Annotated in this window: 18 protein-coding genes; 10 read left to right on the top strand and 8 right to left on the bottom strand. The window is 66.9% G+C overall.

Translation table 11 applies throughout. From position 1 onward, the window contains the following. Nucleotides 1-101: 101 nt before the first annotated feature. The gene (locus QNO12_RS03695; RefSeq protein WP_257502913.1) at nt 102-1,271 is read left to right on the top strand and encodes a polysaccharide biosynthesis protein; all 1,170 of its coding nucleotides are present in this window, start codon (nt 102-104) and stop codon (nt 1,269-1,271) included. Here QNO12_RS03695 and QNO12_RS03690 read toward each other — a convergent pair. The 4 genes from QNO12_RS03690 to QNO12_RS03675 are packed head-to-tail and all read right to left on the bottom strand — an operon-like array spanning nt 1,243 to nt 5,332. Beyond that, nucleotides 1,243-2,184, bottom strand: coding sequence for a glycosyltransferase (locus QNO12_RS03690; protein ID WP_257502914.1), 942 nt, complete (start codon nt 2,182-2,184; stop codon nt 1,243-1,245). The two genes, QNO12_RS03695 and QNO12_RS03690, sit on opposite strands and share 29 nt — an antisense overlap. Further along, nucleotides 2,181-2,576 carry a DUF2304 domain-containing protein gene (locus QNO12_RS03685; protein WP_257502915.1) on the bottom strand — a complete coding sequence of 132 codons (396 nt, stop codon included), beginning with the start codon at nt 2,574-2,576 and terminating at the stop codon, nt 2,181-2,183. Before QNO12_RS03685 ends, QNO12_RS03690 begins: the two co-directional genes overlap by 4 nt. After that, nucleotides 2,573-3,319, bottom strand: a complete 747-nt coding sequence (locus tag QNO12_RS03680) for a glycosyltransferase family 2 protein (protein WP_257502916.1) — start codon at nt 3,317-3,319, stop codon at nt 2,573-2,575. The genes QNO12_RS03685 and QNO12_RS03680 overlap by 4 nt, the downstream gene beginning before the upstream one ends. A 51-nt stretch (nt 3,320-3,370) precedes the next feature. Further along, nucleotides 3,371-5,332, bottom strand: coding sequence for a DUF6541 family protein (locus tag QNO12_RS03675; protein WP_257502917.1), 1,962 nt, complete (start codon nt 5,330-5,332; stop codon nt 3,371-3,373). Between the two features lie 105 nt (nt 5,333-5,437). On the opposite strand from QNO12_RS03675, the gene rfbA reads away from it, so the two are divergent. The 3 genes from rfbA to rfbD are packed head-to-tail and all read left to right on the top strand — an operon-like array spanning nt 5,438 to nt 8,717. Further along, nucleotides 5,438-6,307, top strand: coding sequence for a glucose-1-phosphate thymidylyltransferase RfbA (rfbA, locus tag QNO12_RS03670; protein WP_257502918.1), 870 nt, complete (start codon nt 5,438-5,440; stop codon nt 6,305-6,307). Then, nucleotides 6,307-7,305: a dTDP-glucose 4,6-dehydratase gene (gene rfbB / locus QNO12_RS03665; protein ID WP_257502919.1), complete on the top strand. Its 999-nt coding sequence runs from the start codon at nt 6,307-6,309 to the stop codon at nt 7,303-7,305. The genes rfbA and rfbB overlap by 1 nt, the downstream gene beginning before the upstream one ends. Continuing rightward, entirely contained in the window at nt 7,302-8,717 is a 1,416-nt protein-coding gene (gene rfbD / locus QNO12_RS03660; protein ID WP_257502920.1) for a dTDP-4-dehydrorhamnose reductase, read from the top strand. The genes rfbB and rfbD overlap by 4 nt, the downstream gene beginning before the upstream one ends. Here rfbD and QNO12_RS03655 read toward each other — a convergent pair. Continuing rightward, nucleotides 8,627-10,006: a nucleotide sugar dehydrogenase gene (locus QNO12_RS03655; RefSeq protein ID WP_257502921.1), complete on the bottom strand. Its 1,380-nt coding sequence runs from the start codon at nt 10,004-10,006 to the stop codon at nt 8,627-8,629. The two genes, rfbD and QNO12_RS03655, sit on opposite strands and share 91 nt — an antisense overlap. Before the next feature lie 77 nt (nt 10,007-10,083). Between QNO12_RS03655 and QNO12_RS03650 the strand changes: the two genes are divergently transcribed. Then, the gene (locus QNO12_RS03650) at nt 10,084-11,277 is read left to right on the top strand and encodes an acyltransferase family protein (RefSeq protein WP_257502922.1); all 1,194 of its coding nucleotides are present in this window, start codon (nt 10,084-10,086) and stop codon (nt 11,275-11,277) included. Here QNO12_RS03650 and wecB read toward each other — a convergent pair. Further along, nucleotides 11,249-12,313: a non-hydrolyzing UDP-N-acetylglucosamine 2-epimerase gene (gene wecB, locus QNO12_RS03645; RefSeq protein WP_257502923.1), complete on the bottom strand. Its 1,065-nt coding sequence runs from the start codon at nt 12,311-12,313 to the stop codon at nt 11,249-11,251. The two genes, QNO12_RS03650 and wecB, sit on opposite strands and share 29 nt — an antisense overlap. Nucleotides 12,314-12,370: 57 nt before the next feature. Further along, nucleotides 12,371-12,823, bottom strand: a complete 453-nt coding sequence (locus QNO12_RS03640; protein WP_257502924.1) for an acyltransferase — start codon at nt 12,821-12,823, stop codon at nt 12,371-12,373. Between the two features lie 103 nt (nt 12,824-12,926). Here QNO12_RS03640 and QNO12_RS03635 point away from each other — a divergent pair, with 103 nt between their 5' ends. Genes QNO12_RS03635 through QNO12_RS03615 form a run of 5 tightly spaced genes read left to right on the top strand, consistent with a single transcriptional unit; the run spans nt 12,927 to nt 18,799 of the window. Then, entirely contained in the window at nt 12,927-13,892 is a 966-nt protein-coding gene (locus QNO12_RS03635) for a dTDP-glucose 4,6-dehydratase (RefSeq protein WP_257502925.1), read from the top strand. Next, the gene (locus QNO12_RS03630) at nt 13,889-15,004 is read left to right on the top strand and encodes a DegT/DnrJ/EryC1/StrS family aminotransferase (RefSeq protein WP_257502926.1); all 1,116 of its coding nucleotides are present in this window, start codon (nt 13,889-13,891) and stop codon (nt 15,002-15,004) included. The genes QNO12_RS03635 and QNO12_RS03630 overlap by 4 nt, the downstream gene beginning before the upstream one ends. Continuing rightward, a complete protein-coding gene (hisH, locus tag QNO12_RS03625; RefSeq protein WP_257502927.1) occupies nt 15,001-15,633 on the top strand; it encodes an imidazole glycerol phosphate synthase subunit HisH in 633 nt (210 codons plus the stop codon). The genes QNO12_RS03630 and hisH overlap by 4 nt, the downstream gene beginning before the upstream one ends. Further along, nucleotides 15,633-17,618, top strand: a complete 1,986-nt coding sequence (locus QNO12_RS03620; protein WP_257502928.1) for an N-acetyl sugar amidotransferase — start codon at nt 15,633-15,635, stop codon at nt 17,616-17,618. Before hisH ends, QNO12_RS03620 begins: the two co-directional genes overlap by 1 nt. Beyond that, nucleotides 17,552-18,799, top strand: a complete 1,248-nt coding sequence (locus QNO12_RS03615) for a hypothetical protein (RefSeq protein WP_285178256.1) — start codon at nt 17,552-17,554, stop codon at nt 18,797-18,799. Before QNO12_RS03620 ends, QNO12_RS03615 begins: the two co-directional genes overlap by 67 nt. On the opposite strand, the gene QNO12_RS03610 is transcribed toward QNO12_RS03615, so the two are convergent. Beyond that, nucleotides 18,796-19,923 carry a glycosyltransferase family protein gene (locus QNO12_RS03610; RefSeq protein ID WP_257502930.1) on the bottom strand — a complete coding sequence of 376 codons (1,128 nt, stop codon included), beginning with the start codon at nt 19,921-19,923 and terminating at the stop codon, nt 18,796-18,798. The genes QNO12_RS03615 and QNO12_RS03610 overlap by 4 nt on opposite strands. Nucleotides 19,924-20,042: the final 119 nt, after the last annotated feature.

Here is a 20,042-nt window from a genome sequence, read left to right as displayed (position 1 = left end):
CGGCACTAAACTGGCTTCCGATGCGGTCGCTCATGCTCAGGCTCGCGGGTTTCACGGGGGCACCGATCCTCTCGGCGCTCGCTCCCTTCATCATACTTCCCGTGATTTCGCGCGTCGTCGGCGCCGACGGATGGGCGAACTTCTCGGCGGGTCAGTCGATCGGCATCCTCGGCATGGTCGGTGTGCTGTTCGGGTGGGGCGTCGTCGGACCCGTGCGGGTGGCGCGGACCAGCTCGGTGCAGGAGCGTGCGGTCATCCTTCACGAGAGCATCCGCTCCCGGCTGGTCACCTCGGTGATCGCCGTTCCCGCCGCAGCGCTTGCGACCTTCGTGATCTCCGGCCCCTCGTACCGGCTGGAGTCCGTCGCGGTGGCGGTCGCGATGACGATCGGGGGCTTCACGCCCGCATGGTTCTGCATCGGCCAGGGCAACCCGCGGGCGCTCATGCTGTTCGACGCACTGCCCAAGCTCGCTGCCTCGGCCATCTCCCTGCCCGTCGTCGGGTTGACCGGTCAGGTGCTGTGGTATCCGATCCTGCTGCTGGCGTTCTCCGTTCCGGCGTTCGCGACGCACGCGCGGATCACGGCCCACGGTGGGATGCGGGGCGACGTGCGATCCCGCGGCCTGTTGACCGTCTTGCGCACGCTGGTGCCCACCGCCGCCATCGACGCGACCGGGAACGCCTACGGCTCCACAGCGATCCCCATCGCGACAGCCGGCCTGAACGCCGCCGAGGCAAGCTCTTTTGCCTCCGCCGATCGCACGTACCGCATCGCCGTCATGGCCGTGATCGCCTTCGGCAACGCCTTCCAGGCGTGGGTTCTGGACCCGGCAGCGTCGGACCGCCACCGTCGTCATCGCCTTGCGATCGTCTCGCACGTGGCACTGGGACTGTTGGGAGGGCTTGCCATCGGCCTGCTCGGGCCGTGGGCGACCGGGTTGTTGTTCGGGGCGAGTGTCGCAGCCGCGCCGCTGCCGAGTGCGCTCTTCGGAGTGGCCTTCTTCTTCCTGTCCTCGACGACCCCGCTGATCCGCAACGTCCTGATCCCTGCCCACCGTTACCGCCTGGTCTTCGCCGCCACCCTGGCGGCCGCGATCGTGGGTATCGTCACGATGGTCACCGGCTCGACGCTGGGCTCGGCGGGACTTGTCGCGCTCGGCGTTGCCGCCTCGGAGGCGACGGCGTTCGCCGTGCTGCTGATACCGGCCGTCCGCTCGCTGCGGCTCGCCCGGCGCGATGATGTCACTCCGCCGGCGGAGCAGCCCAGCTGATCGTCGACGCCAGCTCGGCAAGACCACTCGGCATCCGCCCCATCCGCCGTCGGCGGGCGTCGCGCGCAGCGGAGAGGTACAGTCGCCACAGCGCGCGGCGGGGCCGTGCCAGCAGCAGTGCGTTGCCGTAGTGAAGCGCTTCCAGCAGCGTGTCCCGAGCCACCCAGCCGAACTGCGCGCGCCAGAACTCGCGGTTGACGACGAGGCGGTTCCGCACCCGGTAGTAGTACCGGAACGGATTGCTCAGCGTCACGACAGGCGGAATCCCGGGAAGCCGGACGATGCGACCGAGCATCCGTCGCTCGTACTGACGACCCAGGGCGTGCGCGAGCGTGAGACCCGGAGCGGCGATCGTGGGAAGGCCTGCTGCTGCGCACCGCAGCTCGAATTCCGTGTCCACCAGATCGATGAACAGGTCCTCCCGCATGAGGCCGACCGTCTCGAGCAATTCTCGATCCAGCAGCATGCCGGACTGGATGGCGTGCCGGGCCACCAGAGTGCCGTCGTGTTCGACGGAGTGCACTTGGCGCACGTCGGCGAAGTACTCGGGGACCACCGGGCCATGCCTCCGCCCGGTCCGGCGAACAGCATCCCGCGCTGTCAGCAGGGCGCGGACAAAGCCGGCCTGCACGACGGAGTCCTGATCGAACGTCACGACGGCTCGCGCGCCCTGGTCCAGCGCGGCGCGGATGCCGGCGTTCAGCGCGACGGCGATGCCGCTGTTGTCACGGAGCCGGACGACTCGGCTGCCCGCGCTCTGCGCCGCTTCCAGAACCGGCGCCGCTTCCGGACCGCTGCCGTCGTCGACGACGACGATCTGGTCGACCTGGTCGCTCAGCGCAGTGAGGGCGCGCAGCAGTCCGGCCTCGGGGCGATACGACGTGACGACCGCCCACACTCCGTCTGCGGTCACGCGCCGGTTCCGCCCGGACCGGGACGGTGGGCGGTCCGCTCCAGATCCGCCACACGATCGTGCAGCGCGGCGATCTCCGTTCGCGCGATGGCTGCCTCCTCCGCTACCCGCCGGATCTCGTCCTCCGCCTGGGACAGCTCCCACGACAGGTGCAGCGTCACACCCAGCAGCAGCACGATCGCGAGCGAGAACAGGAGGTTGGCGGGAACCTGGACGCCGAGAGTCTCGGTGAGCCGGAGCAGCAACTGAGGGAACACGCCCAGAACCAGGACCGCGAGGCCGATGATCAGCCACATCACGGCGTACTTCTCGCGCAGTTTGCGTGCGAGAAGCATCCACACCACGATCACCAGGATCAGCAGAGCCAGCGCGATGCTGAAGACGACGATCATGCCGGCGTCTCCTGCAGCGCCGCGGGCCGCGCCGGCCGCGCTCGGCGCATCACCGCGAGGCTCAGGGCGAAGACGGCGCGCAGAAGGTACATCGTGGCTCCGATCGTGCCCTGCGTGGAGGTCCCGTGCATGCGTGGTCGCATCGCCACCGGAACCTGGGTGACGGTCAGTCCCGCGTGGCAGGCCGCGACCAGCGAGTCCAGGGTGTCCCCGAAGTATTCGGCCGGGTAGTAGCGCACGTACTGCGCGATCGCGCGCGGCCCGGCCGCCCGGAACCCGCTGGTCGCGTCCGTGAGCCGTGTCCGCGCCACGCGGGAGAGCACCTTGGCGAGGAAGATCATGGCCCATCGTCGTGGTCCGCGCACCTGGTAGTCGCCCACGTCCGCGAAGCGGGCCCCGATGGAGATGTCAGCGACCTCGAGGCCGGCAAGCACCCTGCCGATGTCCGCAGGATTGTGCTGGCCGTCGGCATCCACCTGGATGGCCCGCTGGTAGCCATGCCGCTGGGCGTATGTGAAGCCCGTGCGCATCGCGCCCCCCACACCCAGGTTGAACGGCATCGAGATGACGGTGGCTCCGGCCGCGCGCGCGAGCTCGGCGGTGTCGTCGGTCGATCCGTCGTCCACGACCGCGACATCGTACTGCGGGCTCGCCGCGCGGATCTCGCGCACCGTGTGGCCGACGTTCCGGGCTTCGTTCCAGGCAGGCACGATGATCAGCACGCGATCGGGCGATTCGGTCATGGTCCCGTCATTCTACCGACGGCGCAGGAAGGCTCTTTGATCTGCGGTGCATCAGAATCCACAGCCGGTAACCGCATACAGGCGCGCATCGCCTTCATGGTCAACCAGTCGCACCGCACCCGAATCCGCAAGATCCTGCAAGCCCGGAAACACGTGCTCGCCGGGGTGAACCTCAGGGCCAGGAAAGTCCAGGACGAAGCCGACGCCGAGGTCATCGATCGCACGGCACGTGGCGCCATCGGGTGTCGCGCTGGACAGCCCCTCGTTCACGGCGCGGAGCTCGGCGCTGATCTCCATGAGTGTGTGAGGCATCAGCACTGGACGGTCCGCGAGCGCGTAGGCCAATGACGCCCCCGTCCATGGGCTGCCTGCGACCGCAACCCCCGCGGGGACATGCTCATCGAGCCGCGAGAGAAGCTCCGCTTCGTCCGAGCTGAGGAGAGGGGAATCCGGGCCCATGATGAACACACTCCCCGTCCACTGTTCCGCGACCCACACGGGGGACAGCGATGAAACCTGGAGTCCGAGTACGGCCAGCGCGGTCGCTGCGATCCCGACGGCGCCCTTGAGCCCGCGGGGCAGTGTGCGTGACAGCTTGTTCACCCGTCTGCGCCGCCCCAGCCAGCTCCACGTGCAGGCGGCGCCGTAGGCACCGAGGGGCACCAGCACGAACGGCAGAAGGGCCGCGACACGGGGCAAGTTGTTGTACCAGCCGCCCGTGAGTGCGTCACGCAGCGCAGGCAGCGGCAGTGCCGCAACCGCCAGGTAGAGGATTGCGACGACCACGTACATCCCGAGCGCGATCAGTCCCGGGGCCGAGCGCGCGATGATCGCCCAGACGACGCCGGCTGCGACCGCCACAGCCGCAAGCAGGGCGGGCGTGTGGTACCACGCGGATATCGTCAGCACGTCCCACACGGCGTCGAGCATGCTCATCTGCGGCGGCCACCCCCGCGCCTCCAGCGGGGGTCTGAGCGTGTCCAGAAGCACGGCGCCGATAACGAGGTAGACCGCGAACGAGACGACCACGACCCAGCGCATCAGCGTGCTTTTCGCGCTGCGGAGTCTGCGCACTGCGAATGCCACGGCCATGGGAGCGGTCAGCGCAAGCCACGCGACGATGGCGCCCGGGTGCGCGAGCGCCAGGCCGGCGAGACAGCCGAGAACTGCCACGGTCCACCACAACTGTCCGGGCGCTGTCCGTCTGCCGCCGACCAGGCCGAGCGCTTTCAGAGTCGCGGCGAGGGCGGCCGGAAGCAGCGCGAGCCCCAGTTGGTAGGGATACAGCACTCCGTAGTCCATCAACAGGATCGGGAACACCGGGAGTGAGGCAGCGAGCACGCCGGTGGACACGGCAAGGACGTGGGAGCGACCGAAGAGCGTGCGCGCGAGCAGCAGGACACCGAGGGGCCACAGGACGGCTGAGATGACCACGGTCACCCCGTTCACCGCAACCGGGATTGCCACGCCGGAGATCTGGACGACCAGCGCGACGAGCGCGTGCCACCCTGCGGGGTAGAACGCCAATCCACCGTCGGGGTTGGTCATGTGCCCCAACCACAGCGAGGATGCGTTGCCCGTGTCCAGCACGAAACGGATTCCATTGAGATGGAAGATGTTGTCGAATGTCTGCGAGATGTTCTCGGGGCTGCCCACGATCACCGCGACTCGGTACGTGAGCAGGGCTGCTGCAACGACTACGGCCAGGAGCAGCCAGGCGTCGAAGGGGCGCCGCGGTGCGCGCGCGGGTTCCCAGCGACGCGTCGCATAACGGACCGCGAAGAGCGCTCCCCCGAGAACGATGGCCACGAGCAGCACGGGCAGCACGGACCAACGTAGGCCGATCCAGGGGGCGACCACGGCGGCGAGGCCGACCACGGTGACCGCGAACGCCGGCGCGATCGCAATGGCGGCGAATCCGCGCAGACCGATGATCCTGGCGAGCGGAAGTCCGATGACACCCAGAAGAAGAAGGGTGGCCACTGCCGCCCAGATGAATTCGAACCACTGCACGGATGGATGACCTTTCAGAGACCGCACAGGACTCGGCGGACGATTCAGGATACCGATGGCGCCGCTGGGAAAAGCGTGAGCCGATGCCTGTGACACCATGGGATGGTGAAAGGCATCATTCTGGCGGGTGGTTCGGGGACGCGGTTGCATCCGATCACGTTGGGGATCTCCAAGCAGCTGATTCCGGTGTACGACAAGCCGATGGTGTACTACCCGCTGTCGACGTTGATGCTGGCCGGGATCCGAGACATCCTGATCATCACGACCCCGCATGATGCGGAGCAGTTCGAGCGGCTGCTCGGGGATGGGTCGCAGTTCGGGGTGAACCTGACGTTCGCGCGGCAGCCGTCCCCGGATGGGCTGGCGCAGGCGTTCACGATCGGCGCGGATTTCATCGGCACCGACAAGGTCGCCCTGGTCCTGGGCGACAACCTGCTGTACGGGCCGGGGCTGGGCACGCAGCTGAAGCGGTACTCGGATGTGGAGGGCGGGGCGATCTTCGCGTACTGGGTCGCCGACCCGACCGCGTACGGCGTCGTGGAATTCGACGCCGCCGGGACCGCGGTCTCGCTGGAGGAGAAGCCCGCCCGTCCCAAGAGCAGCTACGCCGTGCCGGGCCTGTACTTCTATGACAACGACGTCATCGGCATCGCCCGCAACCTTGCCCCCTCCCCGCGCGGGGAGTACGAGATCACTGACGTGAACCGCGCCTACCTGGAGCGCGGCGCGCTGCAGGTGGAGGTCCTGCCCCGCGGCACGGCGTGGCTGGACACCGGCACGTTCGATCAGATGACCGACGCGGCGGATTATGTGCGCACCATGGAGCGGCGCACCGGGCTGCGGATCGGGGTGCCCGAAGAGGTCGCCTGGCGGCAGGGGTTCCTCAGCGATGACCAGCTCCGGGAGCGTGCGGAGAAGCTGGTCAAATCCGGGTACGGCAGCTATCTGCTGGAGATGTTGGGGAGAGGCCACTGATGGGCAACCTGCTCGTGACCGGCGGTGCCGGGTTCATCGGATCCAATTTCGTGCACCACCTGGTCGATCACACCGATCATCACGTCACGGTGCTGGACAAGCTCACCTATGCCGGCAACCGCGCCTCGCTGGCCGGTCTTCCCGAGGACCGGGTGCAGCTGGTGGTCGGGGACATCACCGACGCAGTCCTGGTCGATGAGCTGTTCTCCCGCGCCGACGCGGTGGTGCACTATGCCGCGGAGTCCCACAACGACAACTCCCTGCACGACCCGCGCCCGTTCCTGGACACCAACATCGTGGGCACCTACACGCTGCTGGAAGCGGCCCGCAAACACGACACCCGGCTGCATCACATCTCCACCGACGAGGTCTACGGGGACCTGGAACTGGATGACCCGGACCGGTTCACCGAGACCACCCCGTACAACCCCTCCTCCCCGTACTCCTCCACCAAGGCCGGTTCGGACCTGCTGGTGCGCGCCTGGGTGCGCTCCTTCGGGGTGCGCGCCACGATCAGCAACTGCTCCAACAACTACGGCCCCTACCAGCACGTGGAGAAATTCATCCCCCGGCAGATCACCAACGTGATCCGCGGCATCCGCCCCAAGCTCTACGGCGCCGGACAGAACGTGCGGGACTGGATCCACGCCGATGACCACTCCTCCGCCGTGCTGACCATCCTCGAGAAGGGCAGCATCGGGGAGACCTACCTGATCGGCGCCGACGGGGAACGCAACAACAAGGACGTCATCGAACTGATCCTCACCCTGATGGGCCAGCCCGCCGACGCGTACGACCACGTCACCGACCGGGCCGGACACGACCTGCGCTACGCCATCGACTCCACCAAACTCCGCACCGAACTGGGCTGGACCCCCGCGTACGGGGACTTCGAGGCCGGACTGGCCGCCACCATCGCCTGGTACCGCGACAACGAACCCTGGTGGGCCGCCACCAAAGACGGCGTCGAAGCCTTTTACGCCAGCAAAGGCCAGTGACCGTGACGCAGTTCGGCAAGGCCCTGACCCGCACCGACACACCCATCCCCGGGCTGGTGGTGTTCGACCTGCCCGTGCACGGGGATGCCCGTGGCTGGTTCAAGGAGAACTGGCAGCGCGAGAAGATGACGGCGCTCGGGCTGCCGGATTTCGGCCCCGTGCAGAACAACATCTCCTTCAACGACGAAATCGGCACGACCCGGGGCATCCACGCCGAGCCCTGGGACAAGTGGGTCTCCGTGGCGACCGGCCGCATCTTCGGCGCATGGGTCGACCTGCGGGAAGGCCCCACGTTCGGTGCCGTCTTCACCACCGAGCTGGACCCGTCCCGGGCCATCTTCGTCCCCCGTGGCGTGGGCAACTCGTACCAGACCCTCGAGCCGGATACCGCCTACACCTACCTGGTCAACGACCACTGGTCCCCGGACGCCGAGTACTCCTTCCTGAACCTGGCCGACGAGACCGCGAGGATCGACTGGCCCATCCCGCTCGCGGATGTCGAAATCTCCCCCAAAGACCTCGCTCATCCTCGACTGTCGGAGGTGACCCCGGTCCCACCGCGCCGGATCCTGGTCCTGGGCGCGTCCGGCCAGCTCGGCCTCGCCCTCCGCGAGGAGTTCGGCGCCGCGTCGCACGTGGAGTATGCCACCCGCGCGGAACTGGACGTGACCGCACCTGACCTGGCCTCCGCCCGCCGCTGGCGCGACTACGACACCATCGTCAACGCCGCCGCCTACACAGCGGTGGACCTGGCCGAGACCGCAGACGGACGCCGCGCCGCCTGGGCAGCCAACAGCACCGCCGTCTCCGCGCTCGCGGCCGTCGCCGCCGCGCACGGCATCACGCTGGTCCACGTCTCCAGCGACTATGTCTTCGACGGCACGTCCGAGCGCCCCTATCGCGAGGACGACCCGCTCTGCCCCCTCGGGGTGTATGGGCAGACCAAGGCCGCGGGAGACGCGGCGGTCGCCGTCGTCCCCCGTCACTACATCGTCCGCACCTCCTGGGTCATCGGTGAGGGCAAGAACTTCGTCCGCACCATGGCATCCCTGGCAGAACGCGGCATCGACCCGAACGTCGTCGACGACCAGGTCGGACGCCTCACCTTCACCGCCGACCTCGCCCGCGGCATCCACCACCTGCTCGATACCCGCCCCGGCTACGGAACGTACAGCCTCACCGGAGCCGGCGAACCGATGACCTGGGCCGACATCGCACGACACGTCTTCCGACTCACCGGCAACGACCCCGCCCGAGTCACCGGCGTGAGCACCGACGAGTACTACGCCTCGGCGACCGGCCCGACCGCCCCACGACCGCGCTACAGCGTGCTGGAAACGTCGAAACTCGAGGCGACCGGGTTCCAGACGGCGGATGCCGCGGACTCGCTCAGCGCGTACCTCTCGTCCTGACCGACTCCGACGACGATCCGAGGCGTGCCCGCCCACCGTGCGGGGTCTGTCACGTTGCGTCCGTCCACGAGAAGTCGGATGCCGGGGAGGTCGACCGGGGCGAGCGACCGATAGTCGGAGTGGTCGGTGTGCAGGATCGCCAGATCCACGGGGTCCCCGAGGCTGTGAGGCGTGAAGCCGAGTTCGTCCAGCTCATGATCGTCGTACAGCGGATCGTGAACGCGCACGATGGCCCCGCGAGCCCGCAGCGCCGCGACTGTCGGGAATACCCCAGAGAACGCCGTCTCTTTCACGCCGCCCCGAAACGAGACGCCGAGCACGACGGCTGTCAGACCGGAGAGATCACCGAGGACGTCCGCAGCCTGAGCGACGAGGCGCGCCGGCATCGAGGCGTTCAGAAGGCGGGCGGATCGAATGATGTCTGCATCAGGGTCGGTCGCGAGGTACAGGCGCGGGTAAACGGGAATGCAGTGCCCCCCGACGGAGATGCCGGGGCGGTGGATGTGGCTGTACGGCTGGGAGTTGCAGGCTTCGATGACCTGGTAAATGTCGACCCCGTTCTCTCCGGCGAAGAGGGCGAACTGGTTCGCGAGTCCGATGTTGACGTCACGATAGGTCGTCTCCGCCAGCTTGGCCATCTCGGCGGCCTCCGTGGATCCCAGGTCCCAGACTCCGTTGGGACGCGTCAGATCGCCGCGATCATCGAACTCGAGCACCGCTTCATAGAACGCGCGCGCTGCGGCACTGCCGGCCGGCGAGAGACCTCCGATCAGCTTGGGATACCTCCGCAAGTCCGTGAAAACGCGGCCCGTCAGCACGCGCTCAGGCGAGAACGCGAGGTGGAAGTCCTCGCCCTCCATCAGCCCTGAGCCGTCTTCGAGCATGGGCTTCCATCGTCCGCGGGTGGTGCCCACCGGAAGCGTGGTCTCGTAGGACACGAGCGTCCCGGGGCTGAGGTGCATCCCGATGGATTCGGTGGCTGCGTCCATCCGCGCGAAATCGGGCTCCCAGGTCACGTCGTCCACGACGAGCGGTACGACGACGACGACGACGTCCGAGCTCGGAACGGCATCGGCGAAGTCCGTGGTCGCGCGCAGCGTCCCTGCCCGCACTACTCGCTCCAGCGCCTGATCCAACCCGGCCTCGTACGGATACGACCGCGACAGGGCGTTGACAGCATCCACCGTCGCGGGATTCAGGTCGACACCCACGACTTCGTGGCCGGACGAGGCGAACTGGACGGCAAGCGGAAGCCCGATCTTCCCGAGCGCCACGACAGCGATACGCATCCGGCAAGTCTACGGTGCGCGTCGTCAGCCGCGGGGGCGGCGGGGCGGAGCATGCACTCGCCGTACAATCGATACCCGTGGACTCGGCAATCAATCTCAGAGACGCCGCGCACGCGCCACGTCTCGACGCGATCACCGGGCTTCGGTGGTGGGCGGCGTTCGCCGTATTCGGCTTCCACATCGTCGTGTTCGCGCCCCTCGCGCCTGCTGTGAACTCGTTCCTGGCTTTCGGGGACTACGGCGTGGCGTTCTTCTTCATCCTGTCCGGATTCGTCCTCACCTACTCGCTGCGGCCGGGTACAGCGAAGTCCACGTTCTACTGGCGCCGTTTCGCGCGGATCTACCCTCTGCACTTCGTGACGCTGCTGCTGGCCATTCCGGTCTTCTACAGCTTCGCTCCGGCCCCTCAGGACTGGTGGGTGAGGCCTTTCAGCGTCGGCGCCCTGCTCCTGTCGGTCTTCCTCCTCCAGGGCTGGTCGAGGGATCCTGCCATCCTCTTCTCCGGGAATCCGGCTGCCTGGACGCTCACGGTGGAGGCCTTCTTCTACGCGCTGCACCCGTTCTTCGCCGCTGTGCTCACGCGCATGGGGCGTCGCGGAGCTCTCGTCTCGGCGGCGGTGGTGGCCGTGGTGACGATCGCCATCCGAGTCCTGATCCAGCTGAGTCCCGCCGGGTGGGTGGCGACGCTGCCGTTGCCGATCCTGCGCCTGAACGAATTTGTCCTCGGCATGTGCCTGGCGTGGGCCTTCCGCCTGGGCTGGCGGGCAGGAGTGCACCCCTGGCTGCCTGCCGCCGGCATCGGCGTGGTGGCCATCGGCTACGTGCTGACGGAGCGGTTCGCTGCAGGATCGCTGCTGCTGACCGTCTTCGCGATGCTGCTGCCGGCGCTGATGACGCTGCTCTTCGCCGCCCTCATCGTGACGACATCCGCCGCTGAGGTTGCCGGTCGGGTTCGATGGATGAGATGGCGCCCGCTCGTCCTGCTCGGCGAGTGGTCATTCGCCTTCTACTTGATCCACGCCACCGTGATCTACGCGGCCCTGAACATCTTCGGACTCCAGCCCGCGCGGTGGATGAACCTCCTGTGGTTTGCTGCGCTGCTGATCGTTGCGATCACCTGCGCCGCAGCCCTGCACATCTGGCTCGAACGGCCCGTGGAATCGAAGCTGCGCGCCGCAGAAGTGGGGCGGCGGATGCGACGCGAGTCGCGGAGGCAGGCCAAGCCGCCGGCACCACTGGCTGTCACGCTCCCCGACGAAGCGACGCGATGACGCGCTCGGCGGCGTGACCGTCGCCGTAGGGCGCCGCTCCCGACTCCCGCGGCCGGGTGCGAAGCACCGCGGCGGCGATGTCCTCGGGTGCGGGAGCAAGGACGTTCCACCCGAGATCGATGGTCTCCACCCACTCGGTTTCCGATCGGACCGTGGTGCACGGCACTCCGAGCAGGAACGCCTCTTTCTGAAGGCCGCCCGAGTCCGTGACGACGCCGGCGCTGCCGAGGACCGCCGCAATCAGCTCGGCGTATCCCAGGGGGGCATGCGCGACAAGGACCCCCTCGGTCAGGCCCAGCCCCGCCGTGACCGCTCGCGCGACGAGCCTCGGATGCGCGAGAAGGATAACCGGCCGATCCAGCGCCGCCAGCGCCGAAACGATGGCCCGGAGCCTGTGCGGGTCATCGGTGTTCTCCGCCCGGTGGATGGTGGCCAGGTAGTAGGCACCGACCGTCAGACCGAGTTCCTCTGCCAGATCGCCGACCTGGTCGTTGACACCGGCACGCACCGTCAGGAGCACGTCGGTCATGACATCGCCCACCAGTACCGATCGGCCGGCCAGGCCCTCTGCTCCGAGATGCTGCATCGCGGTCTCGGTCGGAGCGAGCAGAAGATCAGCGGCATGATCCGTCAGGACGCGATTGTGCTCCTCCGGCATCCGTCGATTGAAGGATCGCAGCCCGGCTTCCAGATGCGCCACCGGAACGTGCTGCTTCACCGCACTCACGGCTGCCGCGAGCGTGGAATTGGTGTCCCCGTACACCAGGACCCAGTCGGGGCGGTACTGGTCGATGACCCCGTCCAACGCCGCCAGCATCGCGCCGGTCTGAACGCCGTGGGAGCCCGAGCCGACACCGAGGTGCACATCGGGCGCGGGGATGCCGAGTCCCTCGAAGAAGACGTCAGAGAGCATCGCGTCGTAGTGCTGACCGGTGTGCACGATCACATGGTCGACACCGTCCGTCCGAGCCGCCCGCGCCACCGGCGCGAGCTTCACGAACTGCGGGCGGGCGCCGACGACGCTGAGCACCTTCACAGGGGCGAGTCTATGGCGACGCGCGAGACAGTGGCCGACTGGCGGACGTCGCGTCGATTACGGCGCGTGCGGCATGAACTTGCTCGCCGCGCCTTCCACCACTCGAGCCGGCACGCCCTTCAACACGCTGTAGGGCGGCGCGACCGTGTGCTCCCGCACGACGGCTCCCGCGGCGACCACGCTGTGATCCCCGATCGATGCGCCCATCAGGATGACGGCATTGGCGCCGACGTGTACGTGCGCGCCGATCGTGGTCGCGGCACGTTCTGTACCGCTGGCTCGTTCGCTCACACACCTCGCCACTGTCGAGTGCGAGTAGATCTGCGCGCCTGACGAGATCTCGCAGCCGTCCCCGATCGTCAGGCCGCCGCTGCCGTCGATCACCGTGAAGGCACCGATCCATACGCCATCGCCGATGAGCGGCTCGCCCACGATCCACGCATGAGGGTTGAAGCGGTTGGGCGGCACGCCGTGCCACGCGGTCGCATCGGCCGGGGTGTTGCCTTCCACGGACGTGTATCCTCCGCTCCGCACAGTTCGATGCGCATAGGATGGTCGGCGTCTGTCGCACCTCCCGTGACCTTCGAGAACTCTACGCGTTTGGACTCGTCCCATGTCAGTCAGGTCGAAGTCGATCTTGGTCACCGGCGGCGCCGGATTCATCGGCAGTCATTTGGTTGACCGGCTGTTGGCGGATGGCCCCGCGCGGGTCACCGTCGTGGACAACTTCTTTCTGGGCAGCATGGACAATCTGACCGATGCTCGGCGCGCCCGCCCAGACCTCGACGTGATACGCCTCGACGCCGCAGATCTGGCCGCGATGCAGGATGTCGTCGTTGCGCACGAGGTCGAGACGGTCTTCGACCTCGCGGTCATTCCGCTGCCAACCTCGCTCACCTACCCCGCCTGGACGGTGCAGACGAACGTCGGAATCGCCACGGCGTTCTGCGAAATCGCCCGGCGGGGTCTGGTGGAGCGGGTCGTCCACGTCTCGAGCTCGGAGGCATACGGGTCGGCTCGGTACATCCCGATGGACGAAGGCCACCCGCACGATGCCATCACCCCGTATGCGGCGAGCAAGTCCGCCGCCGACCACATCATCGAGTCGTACGTGCAGACCTTCAACATCGATGCGACGGTGATCCGACCGTTCAACAACATCGGTCCCCGCCAGAATCCCGGGTCCTACGCGGGGATCGTGCCCATCATCGTGCGGCGCGTGCTCGACGGCGCCCCGATCGAGATCTACGGGGACGGCGAACAGACGCGGGACTTCATCTTCGTGAAGGACACCGCCGACCTGATCGCGCAGATACATGACTCGGCCGCGTGCCGAGGACAGGTGCTGAACGTCGCGACCGGCGTGGAGACATCCGTCAACGAACTTGTTCGGAGGATCCTGGCGATCATGGGTGCCTCGGATCATCCGGTGTTCCACTCTGAGCAGCGGGCGGGCGACGTCCGACGCCACCTCGCCGATGTCTCGAAGCTTCAGGGGATCCTCGGACACGAGGCACCGACCCTTTCGGACGACGCGCTGGCCCAGACGATCGACTGGTACACCTCGGTTCTTGCATGAGACTCAACATTCCGCTCACCGGCGCGGCAGAGGTCGACGCTGTGCGCGCCGTACTCGAATCCGGCTACCTCACGCAGGGCGCCCGCACCGCCGAATTCGAGCTTGCGGTCAAGGAGTACGTCGGCACGCGGCACGCCGCGGCAGTGAGCTCCGCGACGACTGGGCTGCATCTCACTCTCGTGGCTCTGGGCGTCAGTGCCGGCGATGAGGTCATCATCCCGGGCTTCAGCTTCCCAGCGACCGCAAACGCCGTCATCCAGCAGTCCGCGGTTCCGATCTTCGTGGACATCGTCGAGGACACCTTCAACCTCGATCCGGCTCTGGTGGAAGCTGCGATCACGCCGCGCACCCGGGCGATCATGCCGGTGCACGCCTTCGGGCTCTGCGCCGAGATGTCGCCCATCAACGACATCGCAGCCAGATACGGGCTGCCGGTCATCGAGGATGCCGCATGTGCGCTGGGCGGCACCTACCACGGCCGTCAGGCCGGTTCCCTGGCCACCGCGGGCGTGTTCTCCTTCCATCCGCGCAAGATCATCACGACCGCGGAAGGGGGGATGATCATGACGGACGACGATGAGCTCGCGGCACGCATCGCGGTGCTCCGCGCGCACGGTGCGACGCGTGGGGAGCTCTACATGGAGTTCATCGACGCGGGCTTCAACTATCGGCTCAGTGACGTGCATTCGGCGATCGGCCTGGCGCAGATGCAGCGCATCGACGAGATCGTCTCGGGACGTCGCCGCGCAGCCGCCGCACTGACCGACCGGCTCTCAAATTTGGAGGGCGTGCGCACTCCCTGTTCGGCCGCCGGAACGGAGCACACCTTCCAGTCGTACGTCGTGATGCTTGATGACTCGATCGATCGGGATGCTGTGATCCGATCGATGCGCGCACGGGATGTCGAGACCACGCTCGGAACCTACGGGATGCACCTGCAGCCGTACTTCCGGGATCGCTTCGACATCCGCGACGAGGCGCTGCCCCACACGACCCGGGCCCATCACCAGGCGCTGACCCTGCCGCTGTACCCGCAGCTCACGCCGGACGATCTGGATCTGATCGCCCTCGCGCTGGGTGAGAGCGTCGCGGAGAGCGAGCGAGTGGTATGACCGCACCCGACGTCACGATCGTCGACTACGGAGTCGGCAACCTCGGCTCTCTCCGTAACGCGCTTGCGAAGGTGGGGCGGTCGGCCGAGGTGTCTGGCGACCCTGCTACCATCGCCGCTGCGCGACGCATCATCCTCCCCGGAGTGGGTGCCTTCGACCGTGCCGTCGAACAGCTGCGCGTTCGCAACCTGAGTGACGTGATCGTCCGGGCGGCACGCGATCGCGGAGTGCCGCTGGCAGGAGTCTGCCTCGGAATGCAGTTGCTCATGGACGGCAGCGACGAAGGGGTCCTCCCCGGTCTCGGACTCGTCTCCGGGCGGGCTCGGCGATTCCCCGATGTCGTCGACGGCCGCCGCCTCCTCATCCCCCACATGGGCTGGAGCACCGTCTCATCCGCCAAGCCATCTCGGCTTGCCCCGTCGCTGACCGACGGAGGCCGCTACTATTTCGTACACTCCTTCGCTGTCGAGCCCGATCGGGAGGAGGACGTGCTGACATGGACCGACTACGGGACGCGGTTCGCATCGACGGTCGAGCGCGACAACGTCATCGGGATTCAGTTCCATCCCGAAAAGAGCCATCGCTTCGGTCTGGCGATCCTGCGAGAGTTCGCGGAGGTGGAGCTCTGATGCATGTCTATCCCCGCATCATCCCGGTGCTGCTGCTCGAGGGCGAGCGCCTGGTGAAGACGCGCGAGTTCGGCGACGCACGCTACGTGGGCGATCCGGTGAACGTGATCAGCATCTTCAACGATCTCGAAGTCGACGAACTGATGATCCTGGACATATCCGGCGCCCGCAGCCGCGTCCCGTCGTCGATGGAGCTGCTGCGTCGCATCTCCTCGGAGGCGTTCATCCCGCTGGCATATGGCGGGGGCGTCGAGACCGTGGAGCACGCCGAACGGATCATCTCCGCCGGTTTCGAGAAGATCGTCGTCAACACCGCCCTCACGCGCGACCCCGATGCGGTGCGTGAGATGGTCAGCGCGCTGGGATCCCAGGCGATCGTCGGTGCCGTTGATGTTCGGCTTACGGCGACGGGCTACGTGCCTTACGACAAAGCCGGCACCGTCCGTGCCGGCCTGGACCTCAGCGAATGGGTCGCGCGGGCTCACGAGGTCGGTGTCGGCGAGATTATGGTCACCGCGATCGACAGAGAGGGCACCCGCCAGGGCATCGATCTGGAACTGGTGCGCGACGTCGTCGAGTCCTCCACGGTGCCTGTGATCGCGCATGGTGGAGCGGGCACGCGCGAAGACCTGGTTGCCCCGATCGAGCACTCCGGCGCATCGGCGGTGGCAGCCGGCTCCGCCTTCGTCATGCAGGCCGGTCGCGACAGCGTGCTCATCAACTACCCCACGCGGCCGCAGATCGATACCCTGTTCGCTCACCTGGCCGAGGGCCGGAACGACCAGGCCGCGTCTGCCGCACTCACCCATGACATCGACATCGAGGCAGCGGAGGATTTCCTGAGCTCACCCCGTGTCTGCGCCCGGTGCATCATCACGTCGGACGTGCCCGGGGCTGCATTCGACCCCCAGGGCGTCTGCTACTACTGCCATCTGCATGATTCGCTCGATCGGCAGTACCCCATCGGGCCCGAGAGCGAGCGGGCGCTGGACCGGTTCGTGGGCGAACTGAAAGCTGCCGGCGATGGCAAGCAGTACGACTGCATCATGGGCGTCAGCGGCGGAACCGATTCGTCATACCTGGCACATCTGCTCGTCTCGAAGGGCGTCCGCCCGCTGGCAGTCCACTTCGACAACACGTGGAACTCCCCCACCGCGACATCGAACATCTTCGCGGTGCTCGAGAAGCTCGGTGTCGAACTGGAGACGTACGTCGTGGACAACGCGGAGTACGACGACATCTACCGGTCGTTCATGCTCGCCGGAGTCAAGGACATCGAAGCGCCCACCGATATCGGCTTCATGGGCGTGCTGTACCGAGCCGCCGAGAAGCACGGCATTCGCCACATCGTCGAAGGACACTCGTTCCGCACCGAGGGAATCTCGCCGATGGGCTGGCTGTACATGGACGGCGGCTACATCAAGGGAGTGCACCGCAAGTTCGGCAGGCTTCCGATGAAGACCTTCCCCAATCTCGACTTCGGGAAGTTCGTCCGGTGGTCCGCGTTCAGCCGCATCCAGCGCACTCGCCCGCTGTACTGGATCGACTACAACAAGGAGGACGCGAAGAAGTTCCTCGCGGAACAGTTCGGGTGGAAATGGTACGGCGGCCATCATCTCGAGAACCGTTTCACCGCCTTCTATCACACCTACTTCCTGCCGACGCGGTTCGGAATCAACTTCCGGCAGATCGAGCTTTCCGCACTGGTGCGCTCCGGTCAGATGGACCGCCGCGTCGCGGCCGCCCAGTTCATCGAGCCGCGGTTCGGTGACCCCGAGCTCATCGCCATGGTCAAGAAGAGGCTCGGCTTCACCGACGCGGAGTTCGAGCATGTGATGACGATGCCGCGGAAGGACTACACCGACTACTCGACGTACAAGCGGCGTTTCGAGTTGCTCCGCCCGTTCTTCTGGCTGATGTGGAAGCTCAACCGCGTCCCGAAGAGCTTCTATGTGAAATTCTGCGTACCGCGGCGGGCGGCGTGAGCTCGAGCGTCATCTTCACGCGTCAAAGAGTGATTCTGCGCGTCGCCTTCTGGTTACTCAAACCGTTCGCCTTTTTCACACGCCGCCTGGACTGGGTGGTGGGCCCCGAGGACATCGCGCTGATGGCCACCCACATAGCCGCTGCGCTTCCGCGCTCCTACACGGCGATCCACGCGCGCAATCCGTTCTATGCCGTCGAGTACGACGCGGTGATCCAGAAACCGAGCACGGCGCTGGGCGGCAGAATCTCGGTCTGGCGTCGGCTGTACGGCGGCCCGCTTCTGCTCGCGTGGTTGGTCAATCGCTCGCGGGGCTTCATCTACGTGGGCGGCGGAGCGTATCTGGAGGGTCACCACGACGAGCGCGAATTCGAGTTCGCGTTCATCCGCAGGCACGGCCGACGCCTTGTCTGCTATTTCACCGGCAATGACATCCGCTCCCCGAAGCTCATGGCGCAGCGAGCCGAACGCACCGGTCGCCCGAACATCGGCACTGCCCTCATGGCAGCCGACCCCGTTTTCGCCAGCGATGAGTACGACGACGCGCGCAGACTCCGCGCGCAGGTCGCGGAGAGATACGCCGAGACGATCTTCACCGCCCGGGAGGATCAGCTTTCGTACCTCACCCGTCCGACACGCCCGTTCCTGTACTTCTACCCCGATGAGCTGTTCGCCGCGGCGTCGGACAAGTTCGACTCCACGGAGAGGGTCGTGGTTGTTCACGCGCCCTCGAATCCGCTTCTGAAGGGGACCGATGCCGTCCGCCAGGTCATGGCGCGCATCATGCAGGAGAATCCGGGGGTGGACTACCGGGAGTTGATCGGTGTGCCTCATGAGAAGGTCCTGCGCGCTCTGGATGAGGCGCACATCGCCCTCAACGAGTTCTACTCCTCGATGCCAGGGGTCTTCGGCGTGGAAGCGATGGCGCGTCGCTGCGTTCTCGTGACGAGTGCGCGCGTCGCGGACGAGCCGGACCTGGGGTCGGAAGCGGCCGACGCGTGGGTGGTCGCGGATGTGGGAACACTTCACGACGTCGTCACCGGCATCCTCAGCCATCCGGAGCGTATGGCCCCGCAGGCCGAGAGCGGGTACGAATGGGCCCGTCTGCACGCGTCCGCCTCGGCGTGCAGCCGTGTCATCGCCGAAATTCTGGGTCCGCCGGCCGCCTCTGCAAAGGCCTAGTTCACCGCCACCAAGCGCGCGATCGCCGCTCGCCAGATCTCCACCTGCGCCTGCGCCGAGAGTTCTGGCGCCGCCCGATCGGCCGCAGCCTTCCACGCGCGAACGTCGGCGGCAGTGAGGGCATCGAGCACCCTCGTGAGTGACTGCGGGTCGAAATCGTCGGTGACGGGCCCCAGCCCGAAGCGGCGCACGTACTCGGCCATCTCCGGAGTCGGGCCGACGATGATTCCGAGACGTGCTTGGACGTAGTCGAAGAGCTTGTTCGGAAGGGCCCAGGTGTTGTTGAAGTTCGTCGGGGCCAGCACGTGAATGCCGACATCGAAACGGCACAGCGTCTCGGCCAGGAGGCTGTAGGGGACCGGGTCGTTGACTCGAACCCGGCCACCGGAGGCTGCGGCCGCTTCACGCAGCTGAGCGAGGTACGCGGGCTGATTCGGGGTGAGGTACATGTCCAGAGTCACGGGAGCGCTCGAGGCGGTCACGGCCGTGATCAGATCGTGAAGCCGCCGGTCCTGCAGTGCAGCCCCGGAGTGCACGAGGCGGATCGTGTCCCCGACCGGGGTCGGGGACACGTCCAGGTACGGCGCCGCGTTGGTCACGAGCTCCGCATGGAAGCCGAAGTTGCGTTCGTACTCACGGGACAGACCTCTGCTGACCGTCGTCCACGATGACGCCCGGGAGACATAGGTCGAACAGACCCAGTCGACGTAGGGAGTGATCCGCTCACGCCACCCCTCCCAGTCCTCGTGCAGAAGCGGGGAGTACTCGTGCAGATCGGCATGCACTCCCTTCCGAGGTTTGAGGCGGAGTGCGAGGGGGACAGCTTCGACGTCGTTGGCCAGCACGATGTCCCAGGACCGTGGACGCAGGTGCTTCTTCGCCCACTCCACCGACCACAACCTCCAATAGGCGCGACGGTATGCCTTCCGCGTGACGTAGCGATCGTCCAGGACGTTGTGCAGGATGTCATCAGGTATCTGCACGTGTCCGGCGACACCATGGGGCGCAGGCCCGTACCCGCACGTCGTGACGGTGTACTCGTTGCTGAACGCGTCGACCTGCTTCAGCACGCGGGCGTCTCCTGCGATCGGCGAGAACGACAGGATGAGCAGGGTGGGTTTCAAGCGGTCACTTCCCGTTCGGTTTCGGCGCGCGCCTGCCATGGTACGCGGCACAGTGCCGCCGCAGCCGCCTTCGGCGGGCTCGGTGAGGCACCTCGATAGACTGGTGGTCATGACAGACG

This window comes from Microbacterium sp. zg-B185 (assembly GCF_030246885.1).
Lineage (GTDB): Bacteria > Actinomycetota > Actinomycetes > Actinomycetales > Microbacteriaceae > Microbacterium.
This window is presented reverse-complemented; position numbering and strand designations above follow the sequence as displayed.